General features: G+C 47.1%; 13 protein-coding genes and 2 pseudogenes. 6 read left to right on the plus strand and 9 right to left on the minus strand.

Features of this window, described 5'->3' with window-relative positions; translation table 11 throughout:
* Nucleotides 1-8 precede the first annotated feature (8 nt).
* The gene (locus JI735_RS25020; RefSeq protein WP_039836946.1) at nucleotides 9-473 is read right to left on the minus strand and encodes a DUF8821 family protein; all 465 of its coding nucleotides are present in this window, start codon (nucleotides 471-473) and stop codon (nucleotides 9-11) included.
* A gap of 21 nt (nucleotides 474-494) precedes the next feature.
* Complete coding sequence (locus JI735_RS25025) at nucleotides 495-974, minus strand: GyrI-like domain-containing protein (protein ID WP_039836945.1); 480 nt, start codon at nucleotides 972-974, stop codon at nucleotides 495-497.
* Nucleotides 975-1,084: 110 nt separating this feature from the next.
* On the opposite strand from JI735_RS25025, the gene JI735_RS25030 reads away from it, so the two are divergent.
* Nucleotides 1,085-2,047: a helix-turn-helix transcriptional regulator gene (locus JI735_RS25030; RefSeq protein WP_039836944.1), complete on the plus strand. Its 963-nt coding sequence runs from the start codon at nucleotides 1,085-1,087 to the stop codon at nucleotides 2,045-2,047.
* Between the two features lie 116 nt (nucleotides 2,048-2,163).
* Here JI735_RS25030 and JI735_RS25035 read toward each other — a convergent pair whose 3' ends face one another.
* Nucleotides 2,164-3,213 carry an NAD(P)-dependent alcohol dehydrogenase gene (locus JI735_RS25035; RefSeq protein WP_039836943.1) on the minus strand — a complete coding sequence of 350 codons (1,050 nt, stop codon included), beginning with the start codon at nucleotides 3,211-3,213 and terminating at the stop codon, nucleotides 2,164-2,166.
* Between the two features lie 159 nt (nucleotides 3,214-3,372).
* Here JI735_RS25035 and JI735_RS25040 point away from each other — a divergent pair, with 159 nt between their 5' ends.
* Entirely contained in the window at nucleotides 3,373-3,924 is a 552-nt protein-coding gene (locus JI735_RS25040; RefSeq protein ID WP_039836942.1) for a TetR/AcrR family transcriptional regulator, read from the plus strand.
* Between the two features lie 532 nt (nucleotides 3,925-4,456).
* Here the strand turns inward: JI735_RS25040 and JI735_RS25045 are convergent.
* Both JI735_RS25045 and JI735_RS25050 read right to left on the minus strand, forming a co-directional pair.
* The gene (locus JI735_RS25045) at nucleotides 4,457-4,852 is read right to left on the minus strand and encodes a YmaF family protein (protein WP_083886806.1); all 396 of its coding nucleotides are present in this window, start codon (nucleotides 4,850-4,852) and stop codon (nucleotides 4,457-4,459) included.
* Nucleotides 4,853-4,954: 102 nt separating this feature from the next.
* A complete protein-coding gene (locus tag JI735_RS25050) occupies nucleotides 4,955-5,881 on the minus strand; it encodes an ArsR/SmtB family transcription factor (RefSeq protein WP_039836941.1) in 927 nt (308 codons plus the stop codon).
* 164 nt (nucleotides 5,882-6,045) lie between these two features.
* Between JI735_RS25050 and JI735_RS25055 the strand changes: the two genes are divergently transcribed.
* Nucleotides 6,046-7,542, plus strand: a complete 1,497-nt coding sequence (locus JI735_RS25055) for a glycoside hydrolase family 43 protein (protein ID WP_039836940.1) — start codon at nucleotides 6,046-6,048, stop codon at nucleotides 7,540-7,542.
* Between the two features lie 98 nt (nucleotides 7,543-7,640).
* On the opposite strand, the gene JI735_RS25060 is transcribed toward JI735_RS25055, so the two are convergent.
* Nucleotides 7,641-9,896 (minus strand): ATP-binding cassette domain-containing protein, encoded by a 2,256-nt coding sequence (locus JI735_RS25060; RefSeq protein ID WP_039836939.1) that lies wholly within the window; start codon nucleotides 9,894-9,896, stop codon nucleotides 7,641-7,643.
* A gap of 281 nt (nucleotides 9,897-10,177) precedes the next feature.
* On the opposite strand from JI735_RS25060, the pseudogene JI735_RS25065 reads away from it, so the two are divergent.
* From JI735_RS25065 to JI735_RS25075, 3 genes and pseudogenes are all read left to right on the plus strand, one after another.
* Nucleotides 10,178-10,929 (plus strand): annotated as a pseudogene (locus JI735_RS25065) (LytR/AlgR family response regulator transcription factor).
* On the plus strand, nucleotides 10,919-12,217 hold the full coding sequence (locus tag JI735_RS25070; RefSeq protein ID WP_039836937.1) for an ATP-binding protein: 1,299 nt from the start codon (nucleotides 10,919-10,921) through the stop codon (nucleotides 12,215-12,217). Before JI735_RS25065 ends, JI735_RS25070 begins: the two are co-directional and overlap by 11 nt.
* A gap of 126 nt (nucleotides 12,218-12,343) precedes the next feature.
* Nucleotides 12,344-14,401 (plus strand): serine hydrolase domain-containing protein, encoded by a 2,058-nt coding sequence (locus tag JI735_RS25075; protein WP_202676548.1) that lies wholly within the window; start codon nucleotides 12,344-12,346, stop codon nucleotides 14,399-14,401.
* Between the two features lie 80 nt (nucleotides 14,402-14,481).
* Here the strand turns inward: JI735_RS25075 and JI735_RS25080 are convergent, their stop codons facing one another.
* From JI735_RS25080 to JI735_RS37970, 3 genes and pseudogenes are all read right to left on the minus strand, one after another.
* Entirely contained in the window at nucleotides 14,482-15,732 is a 1,251-nt protein-coding gene (locus JI735_RS25080; protein ID WP_039836934.1) for an MFS transporter, read from the minus strand.
* 547 nt (nucleotides 15,733-16,279) lie between these two features.
* Nucleotides 16,280-16,468: a hypothetical protein gene (locus tag JI735_RS36305; protein ID WP_233476053.1), complete on the minus strand. Its 189-nt coding sequence runs from the start codon at nucleotides 16,466-16,468 to the stop codon at nucleotides 16,280-16,282.
* 60 nt (nucleotides 16,469-16,528) lie between these two features.
* Nucleotides 16,529-16,834, minus strand: a pseudogene (locus JI735_RS37970) (S-layer homology domain-containing protein); the annotation flags it as partial.
* Nucleotides 16,835-16,971 lie beyond the last annotated feature (137 nt).

Genomic DNA, 16,971 nt, shown 5'->3' on the forward strand with positions numbered 1-16,971 from the left:
TGCTTACTTTAATATTCACCTTTGATTACAAAAAACGAACCCCGGATCGTTCCAGCCAGCTTGGACTTCTGTCTGGCAAACTTAAACTTTGTTTCTAACTCCTTAGGGACCTCCATCCCCTCAGAAAGCTTAAAACCAACAGCACGCTTCTTAGGGTCATCCACCGTATACATAACGTTTATCGAAAGGCCATCTTCATAAAAGACGTAGGTAAATTGGATATTTTCCACTTGAAAACGCGAGGTTTCTAAAGGCTTGGCCGAAAACTCAATGTCACGTTCTTCTTTTAAAATCCGGTTCACATAAGCAAGGGTCTCCTGGCTTTCGCTGGCAGGTACCACCGTAAATTCATGCTTGTATTTGTTCATAAAGTAGCGGGCTTCATTAGCACGCAAACCGGCAAGTGCTTCTGCTACGGGTGAGGACTCTAAACCAACCGTAGATACATTGTTGAAATCAACGATATAGGACATTCCCTCTCTCCTCTTCTCTCTTTATTTCCTTACAACAGGAATCCACATTTCCCCATAAACCAAGCCGTTGCGATGTCCCATCTCAACCGTTGTGTTAGGGCCCCCGACATAGGCAACATTCTTTGCTTCCCCCAAGGCTTGTCCAAAGGCAACGCCTGCAAGCCTATTATTTAATTCATCGGCTGTCTGCGCTTCCCCTTTAACAACCAGGTATTCTCCCTTTGGAAATTGAATTACTCTGGCCTCTTCCGGTGCCGCTGCCTCGGTCATGACGCCGGCATAATACATCATTTTGCCGTTCACCGCTTCGCTCACAGCAAATACGTAGTCATTGGTGGATATGGATTTTAATTGCTCAAGCCTTCCATCTTGGCTTACGGTCTGCCAAAAATCTGTCTTTTCCTTGTTGATGCCAACGAAGTCTGTATAATCGCTCTTAAGCTCAGTTCCTAAACCTATAACGGTAAAGCTGTCTTTTTGCTCCAAGGTATACTCTGCCATTTTCCAAAACTCCTCTTTTCTTGGATTCATCAAATGATTTGTCTTCATCACTTGATGACTATATAATAACCTTAAATCATGTCAAAAAATGATACTGTTTAGGAGTGCTGATGAAAAAAGTTGAACGGATAAACGTCATTATGCGGTATATCAACAATCGTGCCCATTTTACCATTTCTGAAATTATGCAGGAGTTCAACATCTCCCGTTCTACAGCTATTAGGGATATCCGGGAAATTGAGGCCTTGGGGATGCCGCTTGACGCTGAAGTTGGAAGGGATGGCGGATATTTTGTCATGCGCAACTCTGTCCTTCCCGAAGTCCGCTTTACCGGCAATGAGGTCAAAGCCCTTTTTATTGCGTTTATGGCGACAAGAAATCAGCAGCTCCCCTATCTGAAAAGCCGCCAGTCTTTAGCGGAAAAATTACTGGGCCTCATCTCCGAAAACCAGCAAGATGACCTATTTCATTTGAATCAAATCCTGCTTTTTGAAGGGACCAATCCGAACAATCCCGACCTGCTTGATCTTTCAGACCTCCCCCATCCTATGTTAGAACAGCTGATCCAAATCCTTCTTGTGGACAGCTATCTATTAATCACCATCGAAGAAAAGAAGGAGATCAAGTCTATTCCCATTTATCTCTTGCACCTTTATCGTGAAAAAAGCCTCTGGCTGATTGAAGGCTTTGACTTACAGGAAGAAAAGAAACAGATCTATCCTGTCGACCATCTCACTAATGTCATCCCCTACCCGTCGAAAAAAAGATTAAGCAAGAAAAAGATTCAAGAAAAGCTAAGCAAGCAGGAAGAAGTCATCAACCTTATCCTTGAGCTTGGTCCAGAGGCGATTGCCCAATTCAAAAAATACCATCCTATACATGTCTCAATTTCCTATACAAATCCTTACCAGACCACAGCCATTCTAAGGACTTGTATCAATGTTGATAAGCCCAAAGAAGTGGCTGAGATCACAAATTGGCTGCTGTTCCTGGGCGGGGATATCCGGGTTAGGGAAGTGCCGGAAGAAATCTTAGAAGGGTTACAAGGGAGAATACGCTTATACTGCCCTTAATTAAGGGCCTGTTATACCCCAATTCCGCAAGTCTGAGAAAATCTTTTAAGATTAATATCAATTAAAAGAAGCACACCAATGTAGGCGTGCTTCTTGATTTTTTGCTATGATCAAACTTATTCATTCCCCATCGTGCTGATGTCGATCACAAACCGATACCGGACATCTGAAGCCAGTACCCGCTCCCAAGCTTCATCAATCTGATTGGCATGAATGATCTCAATTTCAGGAGCAATATGGTGTTCGGCACAGAAATCAAGCATTTCCTGCGTTTCCCGAATTCCTCCTATCATCGATCCGGCAAACGACCGGCGGTGACCGATAAGTGACATTGCGTTGACCGGCAATGGTTCTGCCGGCGCTCCAACATTGACCAGCGTCCCATCCAACGTCAGCAGCGACAGGTAAGCATTGATATCAATCTTTGCGCTCACTGTATTGATAATGAGGTCAAACGAGCCAGCCAGCTGTTTAAACGTTTCCGGGTCGCTTGAAGCATAATAATAATCTGCACCCAGCTCCAGAGCCTCTTCTTTTTTCTTCAATGTCTGCGATAAAACCGTAACTTCAGCCCCCATAGCATGAGCAAGCTTCAGGGCCATATGTCCAAGCCCGCCAAGTCCAACAACAGCGACCTTCTTCCCTGGACCTGCTCCCCAATGGCGAAGCGGCGAGTATGTCGTGATGCCGGCACAGAGCAGCGGAGCTGCAGCATCCAGCTCAATGCCGTCTGGAATGCGGACCACGAAATCTTCGGTTACGACGATATGGGTGGAATAACCTCCTTGTGTATATTGGCCATATCTGTCTATGGCTGCATAAGTACCCGTCATCCCATGCAGACAATACTGTTCTTCGCCCTTATGGCAATTAGCACATTCTCCGCAGGAGTCGACCATGCAGCCTACCCCTACCCGGTCGCCAACCACATACTTTGTGACTTCCGGGCCGACCTGAGAGACAATTCCGGCAATCTCGTGCCCTGGAACAAGCGGATAGTTAACCGGTCCCCACTCGCCGCGGGCTGTGTGAATGTCAGAATGGCAAATCCCGGCATACTTAATCTCAATGAGGACATCATGAGGCTGAAGCTCTCTCCGCTCTATGGTGGTGAGTTTGAACGGACCTTCCGGGCTAAATGTAGCACGTGCATTAACAGTAATCATTGCAGCACCTCCTGTAATTATATAAACAACATGATTTGTTTATTCAACTTTCATCTATTATTATAGAGGGGAGCAGTCTACATTCAATGGTTAAAAATGACCGATCTGTTGATATATCAACAGATTCTTTGAAATTGTTGATTATGGGAGGAAATAATGATGGCAAAGCCGGACCGGAGAATTCAGAAAACCCAGGAAGCTTTGAAGAATGCGGTTATCGGGCTAATGGGTGAAAAAGATTTCGACAATATCACCATCCAGGACATCGCAGACCGCGCTAATCTGAACCGGGGTACCATTTATCTGCATTATCAGGACAAATATGATTTATTAGACAAGCTCATTGAGTCGCACATTAATGAAATCGCAGAGATGGATAAATGGGCATGTGATGAAGACTGGATGGATGCTTTTATTCCTTATTTTGAATATTTCAAGCAAAACCATTTGTTTTTCTCCACAATGTTAACCAGTAAAGGGGCAGGCCCGTCCTATTTTAGAACCCGGCTTCTTGCTCACTGTATCGCAGGCTTTCAATGTGAGATTGACAGGGAGAGCGGCAAAAATAATAATCTAAAGGATGATGTGATTCTTCAGTATGCCGGAACCGCTTATGTAGGCGTAATTGAATGGTGGATCATAAACGGGATGCCCTATCCGCCGGAGGTAATGGCCAAACAGGTAGGCGCCCTGCTTGAGAGAAGTTTATAACCCTCCCCTCTCAATAGCTGGTCATACCATTCATCTCAAGACTAATAGTATAATCAAATTTAAAATCCTTGCCTACTGTCAAATTGGATTGATTTTGGCTTGCTTAGAGCTTATATTGTTATACCACATGCACAACGCTCGTCCAGAAGTCAGTTAAGACATGCATTGTGGGCCGTATGATTATTGTATGGGTCATTCTGCGGACACGATGATGAGCTTCCCTCACGATTTATCCGCAGCTGTTGCGGACAGGAAAGCCCTTATTCGGGGAGAATTCTTCCATTCCGCAGGACAAACGGACTGAGATGCCTTTATTTGTCCCTTTCCCTTTATTCCAGGCTCCATCGAACGATATAACGCCTCCTGAGTCCGTATCCGCTTAAAAAGGCAAGATTTTTGGCAAAATAAGGGCTCTTCAGTCCGCTGATGGAGCCAATACAACAAGAAAAGTAGCAGCCCGCCATTGTTACTAAAGATTTTAAATTAATAGATGTCTTCGGAAGAGCCGAACCTTCACCTGTGGCTGATTTGATTACTGCCGGTACTCTTTCTCGTCTCCAGTATTTCCACTGTACCTATGGGCGTGGGGAGTTCTGCCGTTTATTGTTGTATACCCTTCAAAGCGGTGGTAATGCCCACCCGGCAAGGGAATTGCTGGTCCTGTAGTTCCCCTGATTAAGTGCGTATGTTGATCGTTAAATGATGTTTCTGCATAATAATTATGAACATGCGGAACACCGCTTGGAGCCGGCTCTGTTACTCCGGCGTAATGGTGGTAATGCCCATCATCAACTGTGGTATTTCCTTTAAAAGGATGAACATGAAGATTTACGGGTCTTCCGTCCCACGAATTAATAAAAAGTTTGTGCGAATGTTCGGAATCGGAATCACCGGAATGCATAACAAAGCCGGTTATTGGTATTTCCATTAGTAACCACCTCTCCTTATCAACTGCTACATGCTATGAAAGAGGTGGTGTAAATGTTCAAATGTGTCTTGTACGAAAATATCACTAAATTGTGAAATCAGGCTATTCCTGTGTGTACGTGCTATCGCCCAGATACATGCGGATCACGATATCCTGGTCATGATTGCCGAATCCAGCCCCATATAGCGTCAATCCTCCAATGTTAACGGAATTTTCGTCCACCGTAAAACGAAGTGTCCAGAATTGCTCCTTTAGCTTGATATCCTCAACCGTCACATCCGACATGCGCTCTCCATCCATAAATGTTCCTTGTGCGTCAATGCGTATCGTCTTCAACAATCCGTATTGATTCACATTCCGATGCCACCATTCCGGTGTATATTTGCCGCGCGCCGCTCTCCCGAAGTCTGCCGGGCTTGTCCAAGTTCCAAGCCGGACACCGTTGAATGTGAATTGGATATCCGATAGCCAATGGTCTCTCAATCCGGGCGCTTCCGAAGCCAGCTCCATCGAAATTTCGATGGCCTCCGGAGTCTGATCCGGAAGCAGGTAGTTAGGTGTTTTATACTCTACGTAGCCCCTCCCGAACCACAAAATAGCAGCGTGAACACGCTCGGGATCAAGAAAGTAGCGAGGGTCGTCCCAAATTCCGATTTCTTTTTCCAGGGTCCCCAGCCCGCATGTAGGATGAACTTCAAAAGCGGTATAATGACCGACTGAAATCGTTTGCTCCTTTATTCTCGTGGTATGGTTGGCGGATGGCAGCTCGACCTCGATGTTTTTTTGTTTCAGAAAACACAGTTTATGTGTCCCTCCATTTATACGCACCCTGCGGCAGCCGATTAATCCGGCTTGTTCGAGTTTTCGGATGTGCATGGTGACGATGGAAGGACTAAGGTCTAGCTTTGCTGCAATATCCTTCACATTAATCTCGCGGTCAGCGATGAACCCCATAATTCTCCACCTGACTTCGCTGGCCAGCGCTTCATATAATAGCAGGAACTCCGGGTCCCCATTCGCTTTTATCATTAATATAATCTCCTGACCGTTATCGATTGAAATCATATATATGTTAATTTAACATGAAACTCCAGTCCGGTTCCATTGAATTTTGCGGGTTAATAGTGTTTAATTTTCTTAATCCCCAGCCTATTGAATTCTTATTTATGTTAATTTAAAAAAGAGGTGGACAATTGAAATACAATAACCCGGTCATTAAAGGTTTCTACCCCGACCCAAGCGTTTGCAAAGTGGACAACACCTATTATTTGGTCTGCAGTTCCTTTCAGTATTTCCCTGGAGTGCCGATTTTTGAAAGTAAAGACCTGATTAATTGGGTACAAATCGGTCATTGCCTAACCCGGACAAGCCAGGTTCAGTTAGACACTGTGGACAGTTCCGGCGGCGTCTTTGCTCCCACCCTGCGTTACAACAACGGCCGATTCTACATGACAACTACCAATGATACTACACGCCAGAATTTCTATGTCTGGACTGATGATATTTACGGTGAATGGTCTGAACCCATTCATGTGGATCAAGGGGGAATCGATCCGGATTTATACTTTGAAGACAGCAAAACGTACTTCATGAGCAATGGGACAGATGATTATGGAGTTGGAGGTATTATCCAGTGCGAAATTGAAATTGAAACCGGACACAAGCTGACACCTAGCCGCTCGGTATGGCAGGGATCGGGCGGAAGATATCTGGAAAGCCCTCATTTGTACAAAATTCACGGACGATATTACCTCTTGGCAGCTGAGGGAGGAACCGAATATGGACATATGATCACATATGCACGGGCGGATTCTCCTTCCGGCCCGTTCGAAGACTATTCGAATAATCCCGTACTGACCAATCGTAATTTAGGCGGTTATGAACTGCAAGGGGTAGGACACGGGGATCTGGTTCAAGACTCAGATAAGAATTGGTGGCTTATTCATCTCGGATTCCGGCAGACCGGACAGTATCTTACGTATCATCACTTGGGACGCGAGGTATTTCTGACCCCAGTTACTTTTGGTGATGACGGCTGGTTTACAGCAGGTCATAGTGGCACCACTCTTATGAGCTTCGAGACAGAGCGTATCGCAGACACCATCATTCAACAAGAGAAAAAGGTCTTCACGTTTGAGAACACTGACTGGAATCTGGACTGGTGTTATCTGCGTCATCCGGTCCCAGGAAATTATCTGTTAGAACCCGATAAAATCCGGCTCAAAGGAACTGGAGTGACGCTGGATACTCCCTCCTCCCCGACCTTTATCGGGATTCGCCAGAAAGACTTCAACGGAGTGATTTCATGCCGTATCAGCCTTACTAACGGCGAAGCCGGTATCACTCTCTATATGGACGAAAATCACCATTATGATCTGGCCTTGCGTAACCATGATCACGGATACGAGATTATTGAACGGCTGAATGTCGGGGATATTAAATCAATTGAAAAAGCTGTAGAGCTGGGCCACTGCAACTCTGCAACCCTGGTTATCAAATCTAATCCTACTCACTATCACTTCTATGCTCAAATCGATGATACCGAGATTTTACTTGGATCTGCGCACACGAAATATCTCTCCTCAGAAGTAGCAGGAGGGTTCACCGGTGTACTGATCGGGATGTATGTCACTGGTGAAAGTCCCGATTCCCATGCGGAATTTACAGATTTCAGCTGTGAATACTATTAATGAAACGGGTGCCGTCCGTTTAAGGACGGCATAGCCGTTTCTACTTGTCCCGTAATTCAATCATCCGGCCGGGTTAGAGGCAAATCCTCTAGCCCGGATTACATCAAATATCTCCCCGTGATTGACTGCTCTGCATGAATGATCTGCTGAGGTGTACCCTCGAACACCACTTGACCACCCTTACTGCCTCCATCCGGTCCCATATCGATCATCCAATCCGCCTGGCTGACCACATCGAGGTTATGCTCGATGACGATTACCGTATTGCCGGCATCCACGAGGCGGTTCATGATCTCCAGCAGGTGACCGATATCTGACATATGCAGGCCGGTCGTCGGCTCGTCCATCACATAGATGCTGCCCTTCTTGTGCAGCTCGCTTGCCAGCTTGATGCGCTGGCATTCCCCACCCGAAAGTGTGCTTAACGGCTGGCCGAGTGTAATATAGTTCAGGCCCACATCGCTCATCGCCTGGAGCTTGCGCACAACCTCTTTTAGCTGAAAGAATTCCAATGCCTGCTCCACAGTCATCTCCAGGACTTCTGCAATGGACTTGCCGTTCAGCTTGTACGCGAGCACCTCTTCCTTGAACCGTCTGCCTCCGCATACTTCACAAGGCAGTTTCACGCTGTCGAGAAATGCCAGGTCTGTATACACAACACCCAGTCCTTGACAGTTCTCGCAGGCCCCTTTGGAGTTGAAGCTGAACAAGCCCTGACTCACCTTGTTGGCAGAAGCAAACGCCTTGCGCACATCATCCATAATGCCCGTGTAGGTCGCAGGATTCGAGCGTGTTGACACTCCTACCGCCGATTGGTCGATGACAATCGCCTCCGGATGCTGACTCAGGAATACTTCGTTAATGAGGGTACTCTTCCCCGAACCGGCGACACCTGTAACAACTGTCAGCACTCCGGTTGGAATATCTACACTCACGTTCTGCAGGTTGTGCAATGTGGCATCTTTGATGGACAGCTTGCCGGATGGCTGTCTGCAATCCTGCTTCAGTTGGAGCGGCCGCTTCAAATGGGTGCCTGTCAGCGTGCCTGCCTCCAGCAAGCCCCCGAAGCTTCCTTCATATACGATGGTACCGCCGCGGCTGCCAGCGTAAGGACCAACATCGACGATATGATCCGCCACCTTGATCACATCCGGGTCATGCTCGACGACAATCACGGTATTACCCTTGTCGCGCAGCTTCTGCAGCAATTCATTTAACCGGTGCACATCGCGGGGGTGCAATCCGACGCTGGGTTCATCGAAGATGTAAGTGGCATCCACCAGACTGCCGCTGAGGTGCTTCACCATCTTGACGCGCTGCGACTCGCCGCCGGACAATGTATCCGTCTCCCGGTCCAGTGTCAAATAGTCCAGTCCGATATCCACCAGATGCTGCAGCCGCTCCGTCAGTGCCTTGATGACCGGCGCGGCGATGGGATCATCAATCTCCCGGATGACACGGATCAACTGTCCGACCTCCATCGAAGACAGGTCTGCGATGTTGAGTCCATTGATCCTGCAGCCGAGCGCCTCCTGGCTGAGTCTCGCACCACGGCAGCTGTTGCAAGGACCCTCGGAGATATACGGCGCAACAGCCCGCTGTGTGCGCTCGGACTTGGTCTTCAAGTCCTGCTTGATGTATTTGTTGGTGAACTTCTCGATGACGCCTTCCACTGTAATGTTCGTCGCCTTCCCGGCAAAATCCATTTTAACTTTCCGTGCCTTGCCGTACAGCAGTAACTCCAGCTCTTCCTCCGAATAATCGCATAACTTCTTATCGGGATCAAAGGACCCTGAATTCACAAGCATGTTCCAGTCCCAGCCGTCCACCGAATAGTCCGGCAGCATAATTGCCCCTTCAAGGAGCGATCTTGACATATCCAGCGCCTTGCTCATGTCTACTCCCAGCCTGCGGCCGATGCCGCTGCACTCGGGACACATGCCTTGCGGATCGTTGAAGGAAAACATATGCGCTTGTCCAACATAAGGCTGGCCCACCCGGGAGAAGAGAAGACGGAGAATCGGAGAGATATCGGTAATCGTGCCCATCGTGGAATGGGAACCGCCGCCTAGGCGCTTCTGATCCACAATAACAGCCATGCTCAGGTTCTCGATCGCGTCCGTATCCGGTTGGGGAACACGGGGCAGGAAATTGCGCACAAACATGCTGAAGTTCTCATTCAGCAGCCTCGTGGATTCTGCGGCAATGGTATCAAAGACAATCGATGACTTGCCCGATCCGGATACTCCGGTGAAGATCGTGATCTTCCGCTTAGGGATGCGCAGAGATACGTTCTTGAGATTGTTTTCTCTCGCACCCGAGATTACGATATACTCCTGGTTCGATTCACTCATGTTCATCATCCTTCCGGGTAGTATTAATTACTGCTGTCCAACTCATTCTTCTTCCTCATCTAATAGTTTGTTCAAGCGCGGCATAGCCTCCTAATCATGAATTTGATTATAGGGCACCATTTGGAGTCATGTAAACAATTTTATAGCCCCATGGCCACAATGCAGTTAAGGGATTTCAATGTGCATTTCAGCCAAAAGCGATTTATTCCCGCCGAAAAGCTTGTATGATAGTTAGTAAGGGTTCCAGAATGACGGCGTTAGAAATGAGAGGTGTAACTCCTATGTACCGGGTGGCTATTTGCGATGATGAGGACAAACAGAGAGAGTTAGTTAAAGGCATGCTGATAGCTTTGTCTATCAAGGCAAATATCAATTTTGAAATGGAGGAATTCAATTCGGGGAGCAGCTTGCAGCTCATTATGAGCATAATGAACCTCCCTTTCACATTTTAATATTGGATGTTGAAATGGCAGGGATCAACGGGATCCAGACTGCCCGGCGGATAAGAGGGTTAAAACATCTGGATGAGCAAATTATTTTTCTGACAAATTACCCGGAATATATGGTGGAAAGCTTTGATGTGATGACTTTCCAGTATTTAATCAAGCCCATTGCTCCCCAGATCTTTGAGGAAAAGGTCATTAAGTTATGCCAATACTTCCAGGCCCTTGAGAAAAAGTTTATGATCATCAAGTCGGCCTATGAAGAGGTTGTGCTGAAGTATGATGATATCATTGCCATCGAGGCTGCCAAAAGCTTAACTATAAAAAGCAAACTGAATTTTATTACCCTTAATCAACTCTATGAAGGCAAAGGCATTCTTGCCGAGTATGCGCTGGCACTCAAAGACAATCATTTCCTGCAGATCCACCGTTCGGTGATCATTAATCTGCTTCATGTGCGAAAGTTCTCCAGCGGAGTTGTGCTTATGACGGGTGGGATGGAATTCCCGATTGGCCGCTCTAAATTGAAAGAGGTAAAAGACTATTACACCAAATTTATGATTATGAAGGTCCACGGATATGATCGCTGACAATTGGTTGGTTGTGCTGTGTGTTGAGGTTGTCATGGGCCTTCAGATCCTGTATTTCTTTAACTCGGTGTTCGGCAAGTCTGCCCAAAAACATAAACGGTGGATGTACTTTCTGGTTTTCGGAGTGCTTGGTTACGTGTATCTCTCTGTTCCGGTTCCCTTTCAGATCTCTTCGATCCTGGCTTTAGTGGTCATTTTCTGTTTGGCGGAAGCCTATAACGTGGAAATCAAGACAAAGATTATTTTTACCGTGCTTTATGGCGTGTTAATGTCTATCATTAATATGATTTCGATCTATTTTTTTTATGTATTGGATTCGGTTGACCTTAACAGGCTTGATACAGTAGATGATCAGAACCAGTTTCTCTTATTCAAGGCAACTCTGCTCAGCTTTACGATGATGTTTGCCGTCATTCAGATTATCCGGCTGATTGCCAAACGCAGGAGCTTCTCCCTGCACTACCGTTACTATATATTGCTTATCCTCATCCCTATCATCAGTATCTACCAGCTTAATGTACTCACAAATTACAATGAGATGAACATCCATTATTTTATTTCCGCTATCGGCTTTCTGTTTATAAACGTGATGATCATCTATATTTTTGATACGATTGTTGATAAATTTCAGTTCAAGCATGAGAATGCCCGGCTGGAGCAGCAGATGGACTATCAGGACGCAAATTACGAAAAAACTGTGCACAGCTTTAAATCGATCAAAAGGATCATTCACGACACGAACCAGCAGTTGCTTTATATCGAGGAATGCATTAAGCGAAATGAGCCGGCGGCAGCACTGGAGCATATCCGAACGACGTTAAATAAAGTCGAAGGCGCCTATCAGAGGGTTAATACAGGCCATTTGGTGATCGATGCCCTCGTGACAAACACGCTTAACATCGGACAAGCGAATGGCATACGGATAGATACGAAGCTGAACCTGTTTTCTCCTGAGCTCTCTATAGACCGCTATGACCTATGCGTCGTGCTCGGAAATATGCTGGATAATGCGATAGAAGCCTCCAAACAGGTGAAAATCGCAGAGGACCGGTACGTGGTGATCACTATCTTTTCCAATGACACCGCCCTGTTCATCCACATTGTTAATTATATGGAGCAGGATGTCGCCTATTTTCGCAGCCAAAAACCAAACCCGGAGAATCACGGCATCGGACTGACGAACATCGCCAGAATATGCGACAAATACGGCGGACATATGACTATTGAAACCAAGCAAAAAACCTTTCACAATATGGTCATGCTGCCCTTTTGGACGAGCAATCCCTAGACAGGCTGTTGTTTAGGGATTGTTTTTTGGCGTTTCAGGGTGTTTTTGCATATTCCCCGCCTCCTCTCTTGTATGCTGAATACCAGCCAGATAAATACACTTAAGGATGCGAAGGAGGAAGTTAGAATGAAAAAAATCATTGCTGTTGTGATGAGTGCCATGCTCATAGCCATCCCCATACCCAGGAATCAGGCCTCAGCACAAGCCCATAAGGATACTGCGCTGGAGAAAGCCCACAAGCTGGCTTCGGCGATCGTGTCCGACTATGGGGTAACCGGCTTGCAGTACGCTATTATGGATAAGGGGAAGATAGTATTATCCGACAGCACGGGTGTCCGCAATAAAGCAGCCAACACTCCCATTACGAAAGACACGATGTTCGGCATCGGCTCGGTCAGCAAAATGTATGTAACGGCTGCCGCGATGATGCTTGCTGATGCGGGCAAAATTGATATCGATCAGCCGCTTGTCACGTATATCAAGGAGTTCAGCATGGCGGATGAAAGATATAAGGAAATTACCCCGCGTATGCTCATGAATCATTCCTCAGGACTGTACGGCAGTCATTATGCCAACAGCATGCTGTTCGATGACAATGACACCCGGAACCGTGATGAATTATTGATGAGGCTGCAATCAGAACACTTAAAGTCCAAACCGGGCGAATATTCGGTGTATTGCAACGATGGATTTCAACTGCTGGAAATCCTGGTTGAACGGGTAAGCGGTTTAAGCTATACCGAATTTCTGGATCAGAAGGTTAACCAGCCTCTGAAATTAACCTCCACCAAAACACCGCTTAGTGCTTTTGACAGAGAAAAGCTAGCGAAAACCTATTACCCTGGAACGGAACAGGCTTTGCCCGTTGAGAATGCCAACGTCATTGGTGCAGGCGGGCTCTACTCCACTGCTGAAGAGCTGGCCGCTTTCGGAGATGTACTGATCGGAAACCGAACCGATATTTTATCGGAGAAATCAGCTGCCGCGATGCAAAGCCCTGAATACAGAAAAGGCATTTGGGTGCCAGAGGAGACAAACAGCTTTAACTATGGTCTTGGCTGGGATGCCGTCAGCTTGGCCCCGTTTGATGATTACGGCATCAAGGCATTATCCAAAGGCGGGGATACCGTTATGTATCATGCGGCTTTGACTACATTGCCTGAACATAATATTTCGATCGCCGTCCTGTCATCGGGCGGGAGCTCGCTGTATAATACTGTTTTTGCATCTAATGTTCTATTGGAATATTTGCAGGACAAAGGCCAGATCAAAGGAATTGTACCGGACCGCACCTTTGAACCTTCCGTAAAGGTCAACATGCCGGCGGAGCAGCTCGCGTATTCCGGATTATACGGCGCTGTCGGCACAACGCTGAATGTGGAGATGAAGAACGGCGAGATGAAGCTGCCCGCACTGGAAGGGGGAATTATCCCTCCACAAACCTATGTGTATACGGGCAATGGACAATTCAAAAGCAATGACGGCAAAGCGGCAGTAAGCTTTGACAAACAATCAAACGGAAAGATCTATTTTAAGCTGAAGGCATATGTGGATTTCCCTGGAATCGGGCAAGCGGTTATGGTCACCTATGAATACCAGAAGCTGGATGCCAATCCTCTACAGTCGGCAACAAAAGCTGCATGGGAGCAAAGGAACCATAAAAATTACTATGGATTGGATGAAAAGATCAATTCGCTGTTCTATCTCTCCCCTGTCATTTTAATCCGGACTATCACTGTGGATAGTGCAAACGGCTATGCGTCAGGCACCAGAATTGTTGATGAGCATACAGCCGTAAATGCCGCCGAAATTCCGGTGATGAGCGGAAGGGATGCCTTCGATTTGAGCTTCCATACCGAGGACAACAAAGAGTATTTGACGATTGACGGGCAGGCATACCTTAGTGAAGATGCCGTGAATCCGATCTACGGCGGAGGTACATCGATCTGTACGATTGAGGATAACGGTCACGCCATATGGTTCAAGATTGATGCCAAATCGGCTGCCAAAACCATGCGCGTTGAAGCTCCAACAAGTGGAGGGGTTATCGTTTACGATGGCAAAGGAATGCCTGTGTACTCCTCTATCGTGAATAAAGACAAATCCGTTGTCCTCCCGGAAGGCGGAATGATTGTTTTCGGCGGAGAGGCAGGGGATGTTTTTCAGATTAGTATGAAGAAATAGAGGCTTGAAAAAACAAATAGACCGCCCTGGGAGGCGGTCTATTTGTGCGTTATTAAACCTTACATATAGACATCGCGATGTTATGTCTCTTGTACCGCATGTGCATGATCCGGCGCTTTTTGGTTCATGATCGGCACCATGACCAGTGCGCCAAGGAAAAATAATAGTCCTGCCCCGCTATAGATCGTACCCAGCGAAAAGGCATCCTTTAACGCGCCGGCGAAAGACATGGAAACGACCATCATGCCTACGAACATCGGATTCAGAACCCCATTTACCCGGCCGACAATGGAGCTGTGTGACCATTTCAGAATCATTGTACTGATCCCGATATGAATACAAGGGAACACAAGCCCGTTCAGAAATTGAACGGTCAGCGTGACCGGAACGCTTGTCGAATACCCGACAATAATTGTGCAGACCGCGCCTGCCAGCATACCAATCGCCAGTAGGAGCTGCGGCGGAACCCGCTTCGCGAAGACGGCTACGACCCCGCCCCCAATAAGCATGGCTGCGCCATTCACCATCAGCAGATATTGCAGGAACTCCTCGCTTTTGCCCAACCGTTCCGTTACGATAAACAGGTTGAGCGCTTGGGCTACCCCAACTGCCAGTCCGGCGAGAATAAACGCGAGTCCGAGCATACGCAGCACTTGGCTGTGCCAGACATAGCGGAAGCCTTCAATGAAATCTTTACGGAACTGCCCTTTTGCGGCGGTCGTTTGAGGTTTCAGATTATCCTCAGGCAAACGAACAAGGACGAGTGCGGATAGCAGAAAAACCACACCCATTATAGCGATTGACGTTTCAAGGCCAAACGTGCTGTACACGAAGGTGCCGAGCATAGGGCCAAGCACCATAAAGATGGCCATGAGTGATTGGAATAAAGCCATCCCTTGCTGCAGCTGTTCTTCCGGCACATGATACTTGAACAATCGCATGCTTGAAGGCTGGGAGAACTGTGATAGAATCGCCGAGATAAATGCAACAAGGTAGACGGAATGCCAAGAACCGTAATGTACGGTCAGAAGTACTGCAAATACCGATACCGCAGATAATAAATCGCACCAGATCATCGTTCGCTTCGGCCTCCAGCGGTCGGCAAATGTTCCTCCGATGAACGAAAAAACAAAAATAGGTGCGAATTCTGCTACGCTGATTAACGAAATGGCGTAAGGATCATTGTTTGTCCTATCTGCAACATACAGAAGAATAGCGAAATTACGGACCCAAATGCCGATCTGCAGCAGCACACTAGAGAGTAGAATCGTCTGCAGGAACCGATTGCGGAGCAGGCTTGGTGCATTGGTGCTTTTTTCTTGCCTATTCAATTTTATTCAACCTCCAATTGTCTGCAAAGATGCCATCTTTGATTAAATGGTATGACTCTCCTTTCATTAGCCTCATCTTTTCGTTTGATCTAAGTCATTTTTGTCAATTATAATATATTTAAATACCTGATATTTCTTATTTTTTGCTATGTTGAGTAAAAACTAATATATTTAGATGATTATATCACAGGAGTGAAAGCTCAGATATTGTAACATCACTTTTTCCACTTCTGATTGTGGCTTTTTCTAGCAGACTGGTTCCATTCAAATCCAAACATCCCGCCAGTTAATTTCTGGCGGGACTTGAAATCTTCAGCGTGTACATCCGATTACCATGAGGCCGGAGAGCCGCCGAGTATTTTTGAAGGATTACACTTTCTTAGTGATTGCATTTTGTACAATAGAAAGCTGAGAGTTCTGCGGCGAATCGCATTCTGTTGTATTTCGTGCAGCAGATTTCTTGATTTGGAGTCAAAAGCGCCTTTTCTGCCCGATTCTGCTGTACAGAGTGCAACAGATTCGATTTTCCCGCTGATATAGGGATCATCTATTGTATAAAGTGCAATTGAATGCCGGCCAGCCCAGTCTGAGCTTCAATCGTTTCGATCAGGACAGCTTCGGTCTGACCCTCCAGTGTCTTATTCTCCTTGTCCAAGTTCGCTATATTGAAAATCGTCGCTTGCCGTTCGCCGGCTGTACTCGTTGAATCCAGCTCATACAACCGGTGCAGCAGCACTGCCGCCTCGGCTCGGGTCGTACCGGAACGGGGCTTGAACATGCCCTGAGCCGTGCCTTGCAGAAGCCCGGCTCGCTGCAAGCTTATCACGCTCTCCCTTGCATAACCCGCAATTGAGCCTGCATCGCTGAAGACTTCCTCCGGCGCCTTCTGCATGTACATGCCGTTTAGCCCGGCTAACGGGATCAAGCGGTACACCATCACGGCCATTTCCTGCCTGCTGATTGGATCGTTGACCCCGAACGAACCGTCTGTCCGGCCTTCGGCAATGCCCAGCAATTGCGCAGCCGTCACCGCCTGATAATACCGAAATGTCGGCTTCTCCTGCCGCAAGACGTAAGACGTCCAAGGCGCCCAACTTTTCATGTAGCGCAGTCTGCAGTGTCTGCAGCGGAATTTCCAGGCGGATTGAAGCTGCTTCCGGCGGCAGCACGGCCTCTAAAGTAAGAAGGCGGCCAGACATTGGGCTGAGCGCAGCAGCAATCTCCCCTTCGGTGAAACGG

Source organism: Paenibacillus sonchi (assembly GCF_016772475.1).
GTDB lineage: Bacteria > Bacillota > Bacilli > Paenibacillales > Paenibacillaceae > Paenibacillus_AQ > Paenibacillus_AQ sonchi.

What these genes read in the sequence shown, in the direction of transcription:
- JI735_RS25050 (WP_039836941.1), bottom strand. Translation starts at nt 5,881, where the DNA reads ATGATAAAAGCGAATGGGGACCCGGAGTTCCTGCTATTATATGAAGCG.
- JI735_RS25045 (WP_083886806.1), bottom strand. Translation starts at nt 4,852, where the DNA reads ATGGAAATACCAATAACCGGCTTTGTTATGCATTCCGGTGATTCCGAT.
- JI735_RS25060 (WP_039836939.1), bottom strand. Translation starts at nt 9,896, where the DNA reads ATGAGTGAATCGAACCAGGAGTATATCGTAATCTCGGGTGCGAGAGAA.
- JI735_RS25020 (WP_039836946.1), bottom strand. Translation starts at nt 473, where the DNA reads ATGTCCTATATCGTTGATTTCAACAATGTATCTACGGTTGGTTTAGAG.
- JI735_RS25025 (WP_039836945.1), bottom strand. Translation starts at nt 974, where the DNA reads ATGGCAGAGTATACCTTGGAGCAAAAAGACAGCTTTACCGTTATAGGT.
- JI735_RS25070 (WP_039836937.1), top strand. Translation starts at nt 10,919, where the DNA reads ATGATCGCTGACAATTGGTTGGTTGTGCTGTGTGTTGAGGTTGTCATG.
- JI735_RS25040 (WP_039836942.1), top strand. Translation starts at nt 3,373, where the DNA reads ATGGCAAAGCCGGACCGGAGAATTCAGAAAACCCAGGAAGCTTTGAAG.
- JI735_RS25075 (WP_202676548.1), top strand. Translation starts at nt 12,344, where the DNA reads ATGAAAAAAATCATTGCTGTTGTGATGAGTGCCATGCTCATAGCCATC.
- JI735_RS25030 (WP_039836944.1), top strand. Translation starts at nt 1,085, where the DNA reads ATGAAAAAAGTTGAACGGATAAACGTCATTATGCGGTATATCAACAAT.
- JI735_RS25035 (WP_039836943.1), bottom strand. Translation starts at nt 3,213, where the DNA reads ATGATTACTGTTAATGCACGTGCTACATTTAGCCCGGAAGGTCCGTTC.